The organism is Mesorhizobium sp. BR1-1-6 (assembly GCF_020165355.1).
GTDB lineage: Bacteria > Pseudomonadota > Alphaproteobacteria > Rhizobiales > Rhizobiaceae > Mesorhizobium.
On sequence record NZ_JAIUHZ010000012.1, the window covers coordinates 1 to 15,885 of the forward strand.

Sequence of the window (15,885 nt, forward strand, 5' to 3'; positions counted from 1 at the left end):
AAGCCGAGCGTCAATCCGAAACCCGGAATGACGCTCGGCTGTCGAAACCGCCAACCCGCCCGAGCGGGTGCTGTGATGGCCACTGCTGTCATGGAGTTCCGGATCGCCCCACTCTTCAAGCCAGATTGCCCTTCGCTATGACTTCAAGAGCCTTGGGCGTGCAAGTTCGTTGAAAGATACGGCGCCTACTTCCATTCGCCCAAAGGCGTGTGGATTTTCTTCCTTCGCCGTCATTCGGGCTTTCTCCAGCTCTTCTGACTACTCCTTACTGCGCAGGTCTCCAGGTCTGGTTGGATGAGCACCATCACCGAAATGATAGGGTACGCGTATTCTTCAATCGTCGAAAAATTAAACCAGAAGGTTGCATGTCGCGACCAGCGTTGGGTCCCGAGCATCCACCGCGCGCATACCGCCCGGCAGACGGCGTTCGGCGGATCGGACGGCAGAATTGCAGACGTCGTCTTGTGGACCAGGCGACGCCGACAATGACGAAAGCGAAGCTATGGCAGCAAGTAGTAGCGAACACAATCGCGCGCGGATCAGCCGACAGTCGGAAGTGGGACCCTTGCTCAAAAGAATAGGTTGGCCACGCCACTAAGATATCTCACGCGTTCCCGTGATGGCCTTCTACGCAATACAAAACCAACGCATCATGGAGCGCATAAATCAGATTAGAAATCCGCCTGGGGAGGAGGATATGAAAAACATCTCAAATGACCTGATGGAAATTGCCGGCCGAATTCGCCCTGCGCGGGAAGCCTTCGCGGAGGCGGACAGGAGGAGGGTCGAATCCGCTTTGGAGGCAGGACGACTTCTTTGCCAGGCCAAGGACGACTGCCTGCACCAGCAATGGATGGCTTTCCTGAGATGGGCCGATATGGATGAACAAGAGGCTCGAAAGCTGATGCAGCTTGCCCGCGCGGGACTGACATCGTGCGTCGTTTCGGAAATCGGCGGCATCGATGCGGCACTGGCCTATCTTGTGGAGGCAAGATTGCCCGAGCCGGAAGAGTGCCTGACCGTGGGCCGCGTAGGCTGGCCGGAAAAGAACACGCCCTTCGCGATTATCAAACCCAATGCCGCGCATCCCGGCTATTACGATATCGCCATTGCCGACATGTGGGCCAATCCAGCAACGGTTTTCTCATCGAGAAAGCCGCTTCGGGGGGAAAGCATGAGGCAAGCCGACGGGTCGTTCTTCAACAGCCTCTGGCATATTGTCGATCGTGAATTGGATGTCCCGCATTCGCAGCGCGAGTTCCAGATGATGCCGGCGGATCTGTTCTCGCGAGATGGTGCCTTCCTCTTCGCCAAGCCTGTCTCCGCGGCTGACAGTGCGACGGAAAGCGAGGCCCACAGCTACATTCTTTGAATGTTCGCCGGCAAACGCGACCGCGCAGCCCCGCAACAATTCCATTGCATGGACCGGAAAATCGCCCTGCCGGCCTCGGCGTGCTCTGCCTAGCGTTGTTCGTCACGGCAGAACACTCCAGCGCGCAGTCTCACCCGGACGAAGATCTATCATGCTCAGGCGAGGCTGTTCGAGGGCAATTTCCTGACTCGGCTCCCGGACGGCAAGTTGAAGCGAGAACCGAACTACCTCTAAGAGCATGGCAAAAAGACCAAACGGCCGCCGACCGGAATTTTGACGGAAAATGAACTCAAGCAATCGACGCGCCAATGAAGCGCCGTCAGCCGGCTTGCAGCCGAGCGTGGCTGCGCGCCGGATCATCTCGTCTCGTCCATTTGCAATGGCCATCAGCACTTAGCGTTGTCAAACCGCGCCAGACGACCGTCCGGGCCCATACCAGGTCTCGGAAGTGGTAATGTCTTATCCGATTGCGCACTCCATTTTCTTGGCCGCTGCTGGCTTAATCGCGTCAGTTGTCATCATCAGAGTGGCGGTTACATGCGCATCGCGATTGTTGGTTCGGGTTACGTGGGTCTTGTATCGGGCGCTTGCCTGGCTGATTTCGGCCATCAAGTCGTCTGCGTCGATAAGGCGGAGGCCAAGATTGCCGATCTCCAGGCCGGAAGAATGCCGATCTATGAGCCAGGTCTCGACGACCTCGTCGACAAGAATTCCGCGAGCGGCCAGCTCACCTTCACCAGCACGCTTACAGCGGCAGTCGCCGATGCGGACGTGGTGTTCATTGCCGTCGGGACGCCTTCGAGGCGAGGCGACGGCCATGCCGATCTGTCCTATGTCTACGAAGCGGCCCGGGAAATCGCGGCCGCTGTTCACGGGTTCACCGTAGTGGCAATCAAATCCACGGTGCCGGTGGGCACGGGGGATGAGGTCGAACGGATCATTCGCCAATGCAATCCCCTGGCCGATGTGGCCGTCGTCTCCAACCCGGAATTCCTGCGCGAAGGAGCCGCGATCGACGACTTCAAACGACCAGACCGGATCGTTATCGGCCTCCCGTCGGACGAGCGTGGCCGGGAGGTGATGGCGGAGGTGTATCGGCCGCTCTATCTCAACCAGGCACCCATCCTGTTTACCGGCCGCCGCACGTCCGAGCTGATCAAATATGCGGCCAACGCCTTCCTGGCGCTCAAGATCACGTTCATCAACGAGATCGCGGATCTCTGCGAGAGCGTGGGCGCGAATGTGCGCGAGGTAGCGCGGGGCATCGGGCTCGACAATCGCATCGGCTCAAAGTTCCTGCACGCCGGCCCGGGCTATGGAGGATCCTGTTTTCCAAAAGACACGCTGGCTTTGGTCAAGACGGCGCAGGACAGCGGCGCGCCATTGCGCCTGATCGAAACGACGGTTGCCGTGAACGACCAGCGAAAACGCACCATGGCGCGCAAGATCGTATTTGCTTGCGGCGGAGATGTCCGCGCAAAGACAGTGGCCTTGCTGGGTCTTACCTTCAAACCCAACACCGATGACGTCCGTGAAGCGCCTTCCCTTTCGATCATCCAGGCCTTGATCGATTTTGGAGCACATGTCCGAGTGTATGACCCCGAAGGCATGGAACAGGCGAAAATCGTGCTCGGCACAAGCGTAAGTTATGCAGAAGGCGCCTATGAATGCGCCGAGGGCGCCGACGCGCTGGTCATCGTGACCGAGTGGAATCAGTTCCGCGCCCTGGATTTTGAACGACTGTCCCGCACGATGTCGAAACGGGTGGTGGTCGACCTGCGCAACATTTACCGGCGGGAAGACATCTCCAAGCACGGCTTCGAGTACGTGAATATCGGTGAGGGAGCGGTCGGAGACAAGGCAGTTTTCGCCGCGGCCGCGGAATGAGGTATCTGGTCACCGGCACCGCAGGATTCATCGGTTTTCACCTGGCGCGCCGGCTGCTCGACGACGGTCATCGCGTCACCGGCTTCGACGGCATGACGCCATACTATGACGTCGTCCTGAAGCAGTCCCGACACGCCCTGCTTCAAAGATACGACGCCTTTCGCGCCCATATCGGCCAACTGGAAGACCTGGATGCCCTTCGCCGCGCCGCGGACTACGCCCGGCCCGATGTGATCGTGCATCTGGCCGCGCAGGCCGGTGTCCGCTACTCAATCGACAATCCGCGAAGTTACACGGACAGCAATCTCGTCGGCTCGTTCAACGTCCTTGAGCTTGCGCGTGATCTCAAGCCCCGGCATTTGCTCCTTGCGTCCACGAGCTCGGCCTATGGAGCGAACGACAAGATGCCATTCGTCGAAACCGACATGGCTGATTGGCCGTTAACCTTCTATGCGGCCACGAAGAAGGCGATGGAGGCGATGGCGCACTCCTATTCACATATCTTCGGAACGCCGACCACATGCTTCCGCTTCTTCACCGTATACGGCCCCTGGGGCCGGCCCGACATGGCGCTCTTCAAATTTGTCGACGCGATCGAGAACGGCCGTCCGATCGAAGTGTATGGCGAAGGCCTGATGAAGCGCGATTTCACCTATATCGATGATCTCGTCGAAGCCATCGTCCGACTCGTCGAATGCACGCCGGCGACAGGTCGCGCGGCGTCCGCTCCCGGCGTCGTCGACACGCTGTCACCCGTCGCGCCGTGGCGTGTCGTCAACATAGGCGGCGGCGAGCCTGTCGGGCTGCTGCCTTTCATCGAGACGATCGAGAACTGCCTGGGCAAACGCGCCATCCGCAAGATGTTGCCGATGCAGGCTGGCGACATGCGGGCAACCTATGCCGACCCCCGCCTGCTGGAGGCCCTTACGGGCTTTCGCCCTTGCACCAGCGTCGAGGACGGGGTGACCGCCTTCGTACGCTGGTATCTGGAAGAACGGCCGTCGCGGCCGACAATCGCCGCCTGAAGCGCGCAGACCTGTGCTCCGTGCAGGCGCCTAGGTCCTTGGCGCGACACAGGTTGGTCCTGCCGAGGCCAGCTTGGCATGTATCCTGGGCCTTTCGCCATACCAGGATGTCACCTCAATGGCGGCTCCGTCTCCACAAAGCACTGTAAAGCCGCTGTCGGTATGAGTTTGGACCTGGCCGGTCAGCCCGATATGGCGCCCAGGCGGGGCAAACATGCGCGCCTTGTCGATCACGATCTTGGCACCGGCAGTGAAAGTGAAGGCGCCCGGATAGGGATCGCCGACGGCGCGGACGAAGCGAAGGACATTCTCGGCGGCATCGCTCCAGTCGATCATTCCGTCGTCGGCCGTGCGCTTTGCGCAATAGCTGGCAAGGGATTCGTCCTGCGCGACGCCCACGGCCTTGTCACGACTTATCGCCGAAACGACAAGCGGCGTCATCTCGAGCAGGGCCTGCTTGTGCTTGTCGTAGAGCGAGCGCGCGGTCTCGTCCGGTGCCACGGCAAAAAGCTTCTGGAGGACGATAGGGCCACTGTCGACACCCTCGTCGAGCCGGAAGAAAGTCGAACCCGTCTCCTTTTCATTCGCAATGATCGTCCAGGGGATCACCGCCCTGCCCCGAAAACGCGGTAACGGCGCCGGGTGAAAGCCGATCGAGCCATATCGGGCGACCGAGCGAAATTCGCCGCGGCAGATTTGCGACCAGCCGACCACCATCGTCAAATCGGGCCGCTCGGCTTCGAGCCTGTCGATCGTGTCGGGCGCATTGATGTCCTTGGTCAGGTGGACCGCGGCCCCGGCCAGACGTGCCGGCCCCGCCAGATCGACGAAATCGGAATGGCGTTTGGAAGCTTCGCCCGCAAGGGTGACAAGCAGCGAAGGCGTCATGCCAGCTTCGACAAGGGCATCGAATGCGACCCGAGATCCCTCCACCGCACCGACAAAGGCTATGCGCATGAATTCAAGGCTCCAACTCACCGGCGTGAGCGATAGATGGACACAGATCTCTTCTATTGTCTGCTTCGTTTCTGCGCCCAAGTCCTCCTTTAGAGGTAAACGGCAGCCGGCGATGCATCCCTATGTGCAACTCGTCCCTTCAAAGAAAGCTGGGTATTTAGGGGTTGCGACAGCGGGATTGGAATACGCGATGGACAGCTTCGCCGGCTTGGCATTTCTGGATCGCAGCGCCATTACAGTAGGGAAGGGCGGATCTGATCTGCTACGCATGGCGATCCTGCTTTCTGGACGCCGACGCATTTGTGCTTTCGTCCCGCTACGAAGATTGCGCGGTACCACTCAAGGCCATGGCCGGCAGCCCGCCCATCGCGTCCTTCGACTGCGACGTCATACATGCTGCGCTACGATCCCCAAGGACTGAAGACCTGTCACCATGCTGACGACCACCCGTCTGACATTGCATAAGATCGACGCCCGGATCAGGATGACCTGGGCTGCGTCGGGCGCAGACGCGTTTCTTGTCTCCTATCCCGAATCCGGAGCAACCCAGCTTAGACATATCCTTTCGGAATACTTTCGTCGCCACGCCAACGGCGAAAATGTCCATCTTTCGCCAATGTTCGAGGTTCTTCCGGATTTCGATCTCGATCCGACGAGGGGCATCCCGGCTTTTCGTTACACAGATGAGCGCCATCGTGTGCCGCTCGTCCTGGTTTCGCACCTCACCTATAGACGCTCGCTTTTTCTCAACCGACCCATCATCTTCATGACTCGAGATCCGCGCGACGTAATCGTGTCAGCTTATTTCGATGCCACACGTCACAAACGCTGCTTCGAAGGCACCATGGACGCGTTCATTGCCGATCGCGAACAAGGCCTGCCGGCTCTGATAGTATATCTGAATGATTGGGGTAGAGGTCTAAAGCATCACGTAAGTGCAGTATTGGGCTATGGGGAACTGACGGAAGACCCTATGGGTGCCTGCACGCGTATCCTGAGATTTCTCGGCCACACACCGTCCGTGCGCGCGCTTCAGGATTCTATCGACGCCTCGCGTTTCGATGTAATGCGTGAGCATGAGATGGCGGGCGGCCTAGCGGCCCACGATGGCGAAAGCCAGCATGCGCGTCCCGGCAAGGTCGGCGGCTTTTCCGATCATCTTAGTGATGCGCAAGCCGAACTCATTGAGCAGACCTGCATCGACTGGCTAACTCCAGCCGCGATCGAACTGCTTGCCCGTGGCGGAACGCGGCTCGCATGCGGCTGGTATGAACTTCGCCGCCAATTCATGGATGAACACGGCCAAGGCGAGACGATCAAGAGAGATCTTCCTGTCGTCGAATCCCTTTCCACCAATCCATGCAGCAACTTGGCGGAGATCGCCGAGAAGTATGGAAATAATCCATCGACGTCCTGACGTTAAGAGGGGAGTAAATGCGACTTGCGATTGTGCAGGCGGGCCTGGGTGCAGGAGGGACGGAGCGCGTCGTCAGTCTGCTTGCCGCAGATCGATGCAGGCGCGGAGATGAAGTCCATCTATTTGCTTTCGTGGGAGAGCAAGACAAGAGCTATTTTGCCCTGCACCCGAAGGTCACCGTCCACAGACTTGTAGAGGATGGAGCTTCGCGGCTTTCGAAACTCGGATTTGTCCGCAGCTTGCGGCGCGTGGTCGTGTTGCGCGCGGAATTCAAGCAGCTTCAGCCCACTCTGATCGTTTCATTTCTAACAAAGATTAATATTCTTTGCCTACTGGCGGCGAAAAATCTTGGCATCCGGGTTATTATCTCGGAAAGAAACAATCCCAAAGCGCAGAAAAAACACGCCGCTTGGCGGCTCGTTTCTGGCATCATACTTCGGCAGGCGGATCGGCTCGTCATGCAGACTGATGCGATTGTCAAGACGCTTCCGGATACGCTCAGAAAAAAAGCCCACGTTATCGGAAATCCTTGCGAGGTCATCGGAAATCCGTGCGAGGCGACCGATGCCTACAAAGACCATGGCAATGAGATGTTTCGCCTGGTCGCCGTCGGACGCCTGGTGGAACAGAAAGGCTTCGACACGCTGATAAAGGCATTTGCTAAAGTCGCCAGCGAATTTCCGGCATGGGCGTTGACAATCTTCGGCGAGGGACCTGATCGGGTTCTTCTTCAACGTCAGATCGATGCGTTGGATTTGGAGGACAGGGTAAAGCTTGCCGGCATTACCGAGCGTCCGGGCGAATGGGCGCGCGACGCCTCCCTCTTTGTCCTGCCGTCACGCTACGAAGGCTTTCCCAACGTGCTGATCGAGGCGATGGCGGCAGGCCTGCCCGTCGTCGCAACAGACTGCGATTTCGGTCCATCCGAAATCATCGAACCAGGCGTTTCGGGTCTGCTGGTACCAGTCGACGATGTTGCCGAGTTGGCATCCGCGATGGCATGCCTGATGCGAAACAATGCTCTTCGCCACAAAATGGGTAGATCGGCCCGGAAAACGATCGATCGGTTCTCAATGCAGCAGATTGCGGAAAAATGGGACTCCGCTTTGACGAAATTCTGAAAATGAAGGCAATCGATCACGAACTCAGTTATTCAGGTTCGCGATCTACGAATGAAAAATATCCGATCCCGGACAAGAACACCTCGAGCGTTTTCAAATCTGGCGCACATATCCTGATGTTCATCCGGAGAATGATCTTTGATAGGCGCACTTTACAGCCAATGTAACTAAAAGCGGCGACCTGTCGCGCGTGGAAGGCAATGCCCGCACATCGTCCCTGATTGGGATCGGTCTCAAGACACAAGGCTACATGTAGACTTTCGAGATTGTGTCCCGTGGCGTGGCTTGGCTTTTGACCACTACGAAGCCTTGCGGTTGGCCAGAGGACGTATCAGCGAGCCGCGGCAGGCATGCTGATGAAAGGAGCATCGCTCATGAAACGCACGTTCGACCTGCTCGGTGCCGCCTGCCTTCTGCTGCTGATGTCGCCCTTCATCGCGGTGCTTTCAATAGCAGTCGCGCTGCTTCTTGGGCGGCCTGTTTTTTTCCGCCAGGAACGTCCCGGCCTGCACGGGAAACCATTCAAGATAATCAAGTTCAGAACGATGACCGATCGTCGGGATCGTCATGGCCGGCTGCTTCCCGATGCTGACAGGCTGACTGGCTTTGGCAGCTTTCTGCGCGCAAGCAGCCTTGATGAGCTGCCCGAATTGATCAATGTATTGCGGGGTGAGATGAGCCTCGTCGGGCCTCGTCCCCTCTTGATGGAGTATCTCCCCCGCTATAGCCCTGAGCAGGCGCGTCGTCACCAAGTCATTCCCGGCATCACAGGTTTGGCGCAGGTGAACGGCCGCAACGCACTTGATTGGGAGAACCGCTTCGTCCTGGACGTCTGGTATGTCGATCACCGGACCTTCGCACTTGACCTGAAAATTCTCTGCCTGACCTTTTACAAGATCTTCACCCGAGAGGGGATCAGCGCCGCGGGACACGCCACCATGCCCGAGTTCATGGGCTCGCAGGTTTTGCAGTCGGGCGGGCCGTTGAGGACGTCTGGATCGCGCCTGCCACGGTTGGCCGCAAGGGTTGCAGCCATCGGTATTCTGCTAGAACTTGGGACTGCCGCTTTCGTTTTTGTTGTCGATCCATATGGGATCAACCATCATCTGGAGATTCCTGATTTCAATGCCGAAAAGACACATCGCCTTTCGATCGGTACGACAGCCGAGCGCTCACTACGTCTATGGCTCACCGACTACGACACTTTGATCCTCGGCGGCTCGCGGGCGCGCGTCGGGCTTGATCCCGCCGGACCGAGCCTAGCTAGGCTGAAGGCCTACAATGCCGCGGTTCCGCATGCGAGCATGGTCGAACTCTATGACATTGGCATGTTCGCCCTGGCTCACGGCGCACCCCGCCGGATGATCGTCAATCTCGATTTCTCCATGTTTGAGGCGGACCGAACGGAAACCCAAGATTTTCCGGAGTCCGGCTTTGCCGGAGTTCCAATGCCTATCGTTTATGCGCGGTCCCTGTTCTCCCCCGAAAGCTTTATCGACGCTTTGCGGACGGTGCACGCCAACAGCATTGGATTTCGGGAGACCGACAAGGAAGACGGTTTTCACCAGATCATGTTGGCACATAATTACAGCTACAGACAGGTGTCCGACCAGAGGCTGAATCGGTTGATGGCGGAGTTTTCGTCTCCCGGCAGCTTCGATTATGACATCACTAGAATCGGCCTGTTGCATGACCTGCTGGATCGTCTCACCGCCGCTGGAGTAGACGTCACGCTCTTCATTTCGCCGATACATGCTCGTCAGATGGAAGCACTCAGGGCCATGGGGCTACTCCCGGTTTACGACCGCTGGCGTGTGGATCTGACGTATACCGTAAGTCAGGTCAACGCATCCAAGACAGCCACGTCTGAAGTGAAACTGTGGGATTTTAGCGGCTATAACTCCGTTACAATGGAAGACATTCCGGATCCGGGCGATCGTCATCAGACGATGCGGTGGTACTGGAGCTCTGCGCGTTACACTCCGGCCTTGGGAGAGTTGATGCTGGATCGCATGCTCGGCCAAGCCTATTCGGGCCCGTCGGATTTCGGCATATCTCTTACCGGATCCAACCTTAGATCAATCCTCGACCAACAGCGAAAGAGGCGCACCATATATGTCGTGCTTCATCCCGAGGAGATTAATAGGATATGGAGCCGTTTGCTTTTATTTAAATTTACAAAGCCAAATATCTAGGCAATTTTTCTCTTTATTAGTTCGGTATGTGTTATAGTTCTACTTTTTTGTTCCGCATATATTGGCGATAAAACGGCCATGAAGCTGCTACCGCTAATGGGGTAGGCCATCGGTCGTAGCGGCGATCAGGTCCTAGCTTATTGGGGTTGCGACAGGACCAAACTTGGTCGTGGCGGCTTTCTGGTTTCTGCCGATGATGGATGCATCGGCAGAAACAATCCCGGAGAACGACCAAGGGACGCGTACTGCCGATCAAGAATGAGCGGGGCGACTTTGGCTACGGTTGCGATGATCGGAAGACTGGCTCGACGGGTGCTGCAAGCTGCCAGGCGCAAGAGTGCGGGCCGCACGCGCCTGGCCAATATCGCACACCTTCTGACCGGCAATTTTCTTGGCTCATTGCTGGCGCTTGTAGCCTTTACGCTTTCAGCACGAGCGCTTGGGGTGACGAACTATGGTGAGCTTGCATTGATCATCGCGTTCACAAGGGTCGTCGAGCGCGTTGTCAGCTTCCAGTCGTGGCAGCCAATTATCAAATACGCAGCCGGCATGAACGCATCCGAGGGCCACGAGAATTTGCGCGTCCTCATGAAGTTCGGCCTGCTTATCGATGTCGGCGCCGCTGTCAGCGCCTGGGTCGTCGCCATTGGCGCGGCCCTTCTCATTGCGCCGGTTTTCGGTTGGTCGACGCAAATCGTGCATCTTCTTGTTCTCTACTCCAGCGTTCTGCTATTTCAGATTTCCGGCGTCCCCGTGGCTGTCCAACGCATGGCCGGCAACTTCCGCCTCCTCGCCTATGGGCAGTTGCTCAACGCCGTTCTGCGCGTATTGCTGTGTCTGCTCGGCGTGCTGCTCAATGGCGATCTCGCTTACTTCACGGCGGTTTGGGCCGGAACGCAGATCCTCGGCTCCCTGGCGCTCCTGACGCTGACCATGCGCGCGCTACACAGGCAGGGTGTCCACAATGTCCTGGGCGCGCCTTTGGCCGGCATCACACGCCGCTTCCCTGGCATCTGGAATTTCGCGTGGTCGTCGAACATCTCACTCACTTTGCGCGCGAGCGCGCAAGAACTCGATACGCTGCTGGTGGGATGGCTAGCCGACCCGGCCTCGGCTGGCTTGTACCAGATCGCCAAGCGTATAGGCCGCGTCGGCCAGCAAGTAGGCCCGCAGGTGCAAAACGTTCTCTATCCCGATGTCGCCCGCCTTTGGGCAAAAGGCAGCATCGAGGAATTCAAGCGGGTGATCTTTCAGACCGAAGCCATGCTGCTCTGCTTTGGCGTCATTTGCGTCCTGGTCGTGGCGGTGCTCATCCGGCCGCTGCTCTCCTGGACCGCGGGACCGGAGTTCATAGGCGCAGCCAGCCTCGTCATCGTGCAGATGGTGGCGGTCACGTTCGTGCTTTCGGGCTCAGCCGCCCGCTCGGCGCTGCTTGCCATGGGCCGGCAACGTGAGGTGTTGCGCATTGTTGTCGTTGCCACAGCCGCCTTCCACGTGACGGCCCTCCTGCTCATCCCGCGGATCGGCGCGATGGGGGGCAATATTGCCCATATCGTCCTGGGCATTCTGTGGGCCTTCGGCCTGGCGCTTTCGTTGCGACAGGCGCTCAAGACCGCCCATCATCCCGACCGGCAAACCCCGCCGGCGGACGCTCTCAACCAAGCAAGTCTTGCCCCTTCAAAGGCGATCTAGATGTCTCTTGCACCTCAAGCTCTTGCGCCTCAAGCCCAGGCACCTCAAGCCCTGGTCACTTTGCCTGCAGCGCAGCGGCGCTCGCCTTCCTCTCCTTCGTGGCTCACACATCTGCAACGACTCGAGGCTGAATCAATCCATATCATTCGCGAGGTCGTCGCCGAACTGCGCAACCCGGTGATGTTGTATTCGGTGGGCAAGGACTCGGCCGTAATGCTCCATCTCGCGATGAAGGCCTTCTATCCGTCGCAACTGCCGTTCCCCCTTCTCCACATCGACACGACGTGGAAATTCAAAGAAATGATCCGTTTCCGCGACGAGACTGTCGCGCGGCTTGGCCTGAAGCTGCTGGTGCGTCGCAACGAGGCCGGCCTGGCCGAAGGGATCACGCCATTTACACATGGCTCGTCGACCTACACGCAGATCATGAAGACGGAGGCGCTGAAATCGGCACTGACCTCGCTCGGCTTCGACGCCGCTTTCGGCGGCGCGCGGCGCGACGAGGAAAAGAGCCGCGCGAAAGAACGGGTGTTTTCGCTGCGCAGCGATAGCCATGGCTGGGATCCAAAGAACCAGCGCCCGGAACTATGGAACCTCTACAACGGCCGGCTGAAACCAGGGGAGTCCGTCCGGGTCTTTCCTCTCTCGAACTGGACCGAAACCGACATATGGCAGTACATCATGAGGGAGAACATCCCCATCGTCTCGCTGTATTTCGCGGCCAAACGCCCCGTGGTGGAGCGCGACGGACAGTTGATCATGGTGGACGACGATCGTCTGCCGCTCCGCCCAGGCGAATCCCCCGAAATGCGCTCGGTACGCTTCCGCACGCTTGGCTGCTATCCCCTCACCGCGGCCACTGAAAGCACTGCCGCGTCTGTTCCCGAAGTGCTCCAGGAAATGCTTGTCGTGAGGACCTCCGAGCGATCAGGTCGGCTGATCGACCATGACGAGGCAACCTCGATGGAAAAGAAAAAGCGCGAGGGGTACTTCTGATGCTGGGTTTTGCTCAAACCGCGGAACTCGAATCTTCTTCGATAGACGAGATCACTTCGCAATATCTTGCTGTCCACGAGAAGAAGAGCCTGCTGCGATTTTTGACATGCGGCAGCGTGGACGACGGCAAGTCGACGCTGATCGGCAGGCTGCTCTACGACACGAAGCTGCTGATGGAAGACCAGCTTGCCACACTTACCCGCGATTCCCAACGCCACGGCACAACCGGCGGCGATCTCGACTTCGCCCTTCTGGTCGACGGTCTGGCCAGCGAGCGCGAACAGGGCATTACGATCGACGTGGCCTATCGTTTCTTCGCCACGGAACGGCGCAAATTCATAGTCGCCGACACGCCCGGCCATGAGCAATACACCCGCAACATGGCTACTGGCGCATCCAATGCCGACCTGGCGATCATTCTTGTCGATGCGCGGCAGGGCATTCTGACCCAGACACGCCGACATTCCTTCATCGTTTCGCTGCTCGGAATCCGGCATGTCGTCCTTGCGGTCAACAAAATCGACCTGGTCGATTATTCGCAAACGGTATTCGACGAGATCGAGGCGACCTATCGAAGCTTCGCGGAACCGCTTGGCTTCGCGTCTCTGGATGCCATCCCGCTGTCGGCGCGTTATGGCGACAATGTTCTTTCGAAAGGCGAGAACCTGCCCTGGTATCGGGGCCCGACGCTCATCGAGCATCTGGAAACCGTCGAGGTGGAACGAGACCGCCGTAGCGCGCCTTTCCGGATGCCGGTGCAATGGGTCAATCGCCCGAACCTCGACTTTCGCGGGTTTGCCGGCACCATCGCCGCCGGCGTGATCCGGCCGGGAGACCGTGTGGTCGTGGCACGATCCGGCGTGACGAGCCTGGTCAAGCGCATCGTCACCCAGGACGGAGACCTGTCGGAGGCAGCGGCCGGCGAGGCTGTCACGCTGACGCTCGAAGACGAGATCGACGTTTCTCGCGGCGACGTCCTGGCGGGGGCGGCGGAGCGCCCGGAAGTGTCAGACCAGTTTGCGGCCCATCTGCTCTGGATGCACGAGGATCCATTGATCCCCGGCCGCCCGTATCTGATCAAGCTCGCCACCAGCGTGGTGGGTGCGAGCGTTACGCAGATAAAACACCGGGTTGACATCAATAATTTTGCAAAACTGGCAGCAAAAACCCTCGAGAAGAACGACGTCGGCTTCGTCAACTTGACGACACAGGCACCGCTCGCCTTCGACCCGTTCTCCAACGTGCACGAAACCGGCGCGTTCATCGTCATCGACCGGATCAACAACCACACGGTCGGTGCCGGAATGATCGACTTCAGTCTGCGCAGGGCGAACAACGTCCATTGGCAAGCACTGGATGTCGACATGAATGCGCGGGCGATCGCCAAAGGTCAAAAGCCCGTGGTGCTGTGGTTCACAGGCCTGTCGGGCTCCGGAAAGTCGACGATCGCGAATCTCGTGGAGAAGCGCCTCCATGCGATCGGCAGGCACACCTACCTTCTGGACGGCGACAATGTTCGCCATGGCTTGAATCGAGATCTCGGCTTTACCGACGCGGATCGCGTGGAGAACATTCGTCGCGTCGCCGAGGCCGCCAAGCTGATGGTCGACGCGGGGCTGATAGCGCTCACTTCATTCATTTCGCCATTCCAGGCGGAGCGGCGGATGGCGCGCGACCTCTTCGGCCCAGGGCAGTTTATCGAGATCTTCATCGACACACCACTGGAGGTCGCTGAAAGCCGCGACCCGAAGGGCCTTTATCGACGCGCCCGAAATGGGTTGATCCAGAATTTCACGGGCATCGGCAGTCCCTATGAGCGCCCGGAAGCGCCACAGATCACGGTTACGCCGGATCTGAGCGCCGAGGAGGCCGCGGAAGTGATCGTCAGCTACCTCGAACGAGGCAGCTACCTCGGAACCGCGACCGGGTAACAGGCGATGGTTGGAGGAGCTAGCCAAGGGCCGATACGGGTTTGCTTTCCATTTATCGGTGATGATGTCGGTGGAAGCCACATCTCGGCGCTCAAGCTCATCCAGAACCTCGATACATCGAAGGTCGTTCCGATTCTGGTGCTTCAGGAAACGGCCGGGCCTCTGGCGGCCTTTCTGCAAATGGAGGGCCAGCCCTTCACGGGTTTTCCGCTGCCGACGACTTCGCCTGGAAAGGGAATAATCCCCGGCGATGTCATGACCTATCTGACCAGTACGCTTCCGCGCATGCGGCGTTTCATCAAGGAGCAGAAGTTCGATATCGTTCACACCAATGACGGCAGGACGCATGTGAATTGGGGCATTGCGGCGAGGCTGGCAGGTGCTCGGCTGGTTTGGCATCATCGCGGCGACCCCGACGCCAAGGGCGCTAACGTGCTTGCGCCGCTCATCGCGCATCGCATGGTGACGGTGTCGCGATTTTCGCGACCGCGGCATCCGATCAGATCCCTCAAGGGACGGCTCAGCGTCATCCATAGTCCCTTCGACCATCCGTCGACTGTGCCTGACAGGATCGCGGCCAAGGCCGCACTTCTGGACGAGCTAGGCCTTGCACCAGGAACACGCGTCCTGAGCTTCATCGGCGGGCTGATCGAACGAAAGCGGCCGCTCCTCTTCATCGATATCCTTGATCGTTTCGTGCGGGAGCATCCGCAAATCCCGGTCGTCGGCTGCGTGTTCGGGAATTCACCCGCGGGCTCGCAAGATCTTGAAGCGGCCGCCCGCGTGCGCTGCGCCGAGCGCGGGCTCGGCCAAACGGTGCGCTTCATGGGTTTTCGCAACCCGATCGAACCTTTCCTCGCGGCAACGGATGTTCTGGTGGTTCCCGCCATGGGAGAGCCCTTCGGCCGAACCCTTATCGAGGCGATGTTTCTTGGGACGCCGGTGGTTGCAACCGATCATGGCGGCAATCCGGAAGCTATCGAGAACGGGCGGACCGGATTTCTGGTCACACCGGAAGACGCCGGGGCCTTCATGGAGCCGCTATCGCGGTTGCTGTCCAATCCGCCGCTCTGGGCCCGGATCAGCGATGCAGCCCGCGACCACGCCTTCTTCTCCTACAGCACGCACCGCCATGTCGAAAATGTCATGAAGATCTATGACAGGGCGCTTTGCTCCCGCAAAGCCGGCTTGGCGACCGACCTAACCAGCGAAATCGGCGGTTAAAGGATTTTCGCAATGCGGGTAGAGCACATCGATTTCCTTGTCATCGGAGCCGCAAAAAGCACAACGAC

General features: G+C 58.8%; 11 protein-coding genes and 1 pseudogene. 10 read left to right on the forward strand and 2 right to left on the reverse strand.

From position 1 onward, the window contains the following. Positions 1-92, reverse strand: a pseudogene (locus tag LB545_RS31045) (molybdate ABC transporter permease subunit); the annotation flags it as partial. Between the two features lie 605 nt (positions 93-697). On the opposite strand from LB545_RS31045, the gene LB545_RS20935 reads away from it, so the two are divergent. The 3 genes from LB545_RS20935 to LB545_RS20945 all read left to right on the forward strand — a co-directional run bounded on the left by LB545_RS20935 (position 698) and on the right by LB545_RS20945 (position 4,284). After that, positions 698-1,372, forward strand: coding sequence for a hypothetical protein (locus LB545_RS20935; RefSeq protein ID WP_140498426.1), 675 nt, complete (start codon positions 698-700; stop codon positions 1,370-1,372). A 537-nt stretch (positions 1,373-1,909) separates the two neighbouring features. Continuing rightward, positions 1,910-3,259 carry a UDP-glucose dehydrogenase family protein gene (locus LB545_RS20940; protein ID WP_224705806.1) on the forward strand — a complete coding sequence of 450 codons (1,350 nt, stop codon included), beginning with the start codon at positions 1,910-1,912 and terminating at the stop codon, positions 3,257-3,259. After that, entirely contained in the window at positions 3,256-4,284 is a 1,029-nt protein-coding gene (locus tag LB545_RS20945; RefSeq protein ID WP_140625477.1) for an NAD-dependent epimerase/dehydratase family protein, read from the forward strand. Before LB545_RS20940 ends, LB545_RS20945 begins: the two co-directional genes overlap by 4 nt. 30 nt (positions 4,285-4,314) lie before the next feature. Here LB545_RS20945 and LB545_RS20950 read toward each other — a convergent pair whose 3' ends face one another. Continuing rightward, positions 4,315-5,241 carry a formyltransferase family protein gene (locus tag LB545_RS20950; RefSeq protein ID WP_140625476.1) on the reverse strand — a complete coding sequence of 309 codons (927 nt, stop codon included), beginning with the start codon at positions 5,239-5,241 and terminating at the stop codon, positions 4,315-4,317. A 433-nt stretch (positions 5,242-5,674) separates the two neighbouring features. Between LB545_RS20950 and LB545_RS20955 the strand changes: the two genes are divergently transcribed. The 7 genes from LB545_RS20955 (at position 5,675) to LB545_RS20985 (ending at position 15,817) form a co-directional block, all read left to right on the forward strand. Further along, entirely contained in the window at positions 5,675-6,658 is a 984-nt protein-coding gene (locus LB545_RS20955; RefSeq protein ID WP_140513529.1) for a sulfotransferase domain-containing protein, read from the forward strand. A gap of 17 nt (positions 6,659-6,675) precedes the next feature. Next, positions 6,676-7,779 carry a glycosyltransferase family 4 protein gene (locus tag LB545_RS20960; RefSeq protein ID WP_140525323.1) on the forward strand — a complete coding sequence of 368 codons (1,104 nt, stop codon included), beginning with the start codon at positions 6,676-6,678 and terminating at the stop codon, positions 7,777-7,779. 374 nt (positions 7,780-8,153) lie between these two features. Further along, a complete protein-coding gene (locus LB545_RS31050) occupies positions 8,154-9,974 on the forward strand; it encodes a sugar transferase (RefSeq protein WP_140513525.1) in 1,821 nt (606 codons plus the stop codon). A 288-nt stretch (positions 9,975-10,262) separates the two neighbouring features. Further along, positions 10,263-11,666, forward strand: coding sequence for a lipopolysaccharide biosynthesis protein (locus tag LB545_RS20970; protein WP_224705772.1), 1,404 nt, complete (start codon positions 10,263-10,265; stop codon positions 11,664-11,666). After that, entirely contained in the window at positions 11,667-12,662 is a 996-nt protein-coding gene (cysD, locus tag LB545_RS20975; protein WP_224619688.1) for a sulfate adenylyltransferase subunit CysD, read from the forward strand. Next, the gene (cysN, locus tag LB545_RS20980) at positions 12,662-14,593 is read left to right on the forward strand and encodes a sulfate adenylyltransferase subunit CysN (RefSeq protein ID WP_140513523.1); all 1,932 of its coding nucleotides are present in this window, start codon (positions 12,662-12,664) and stop codon (positions 14,591-14,593) included. Before cysD ends, cysN begins: the two co-directional genes overlap by 1 nt. A 6-nt stretch (positions 14,594-14,599) precedes the next feature. Beyond that, positions 14,600-15,817 carry a glycosyltransferase family 4 protein gene (locus LB545_RS20985; protein ID WP_140498434.1) on the forward strand — a complete coding sequence of 406 codons (1,218 nt, stop codon included), beginning with the start codon at positions 14,600-14,602 and terminating at the stop codon, positions 15,815-15,817. Positions 15,818-15,885: the final 68 nt, after the last annotated feature.

What these genes read in the sequence shown, in the direction of transcription:
- LB545_RS20935 (WP_140498426.1), top strand. Translation starts at nt 698, where the DNA reads ATGAAAAACATCTCAAATGACCTGATGGAAATTGCCGGCCGAATTCGC.
- LB545_RS20940 (WP_224705806.1), top strand. Translation starts at nt 1,910, where the DNA reads ATGCGCATCGCGATTGTTGGTTCGGGTTACGTGGGTCTTGTATCGGGC.
- LB545_RS20945 (WP_140625477.1), top strand. Translation starts at nt 3,256, where the DNA reads ATGAGGTATCTGGTCACCGGCACCGCAGGATTCATCGGTTTTCACCTG.
- LB545_RS20950 (WP_140625476.1), bottom strand. Translation starts at nt 5,241, where the DNA reads ATGCGCATAGCCTTTGTCGGTGCGGTGGAGGGATCTCGGGTCGCATTC.
- LB545_RS20955 (WP_140513529.1), top strand. Translation starts at nt 5,675, where the DNA reads ATGCTGACGACCACCCGTCTGACATTGCATAAGATCGACGCCCGGATC.
- LB545_RS20960 (WP_140525323.1), top strand. Translation starts at nt 6,676, where the DNA reads ATGCGACTTGCGATTGTGCAGGCGGGCCTGGGTGCAGGAGGGACGGAG.
- LB545_RS31050 (WP_140513525.1), top strand. Translation starts at nt 8,154, where the DNA reads ATGAAACGCACGTTCGACCTGCTCGGTGCCGCCTGCCTTCTGCTGCTG.
- LB545_RS20970 (WP_224705772.1), top strand. Translation starts at nt 10,263, where the DNA reads ATGATCGGAAGACTGGCTCGACGGGTGCTGCAAGCTGCCAGGCGCAAG.
- cysD (WP_224619688.1), top strand. Translation starts at nt 11,667, where the DNA reads ATGTCTCTTGCACCTCAAGCTCTTGCGCCTCAAGCCCAGGCACCTCAA.
- cysN (WP_140513523.1), top strand. Translation starts at nt 12,662, where the DNA reads ATGCTGGGTTTTGCTCAAACCGCGGAACTCGAATCTTCTTCGATAGAC.
- LB545_RS20985 (WP_140498434.1), top strand. Translation starts at nt 14,600, where the DNA reads ATGGTTGGAGGAGCTAGCCAAGGGCCGATACGGGTTTGCTTTCCATTT.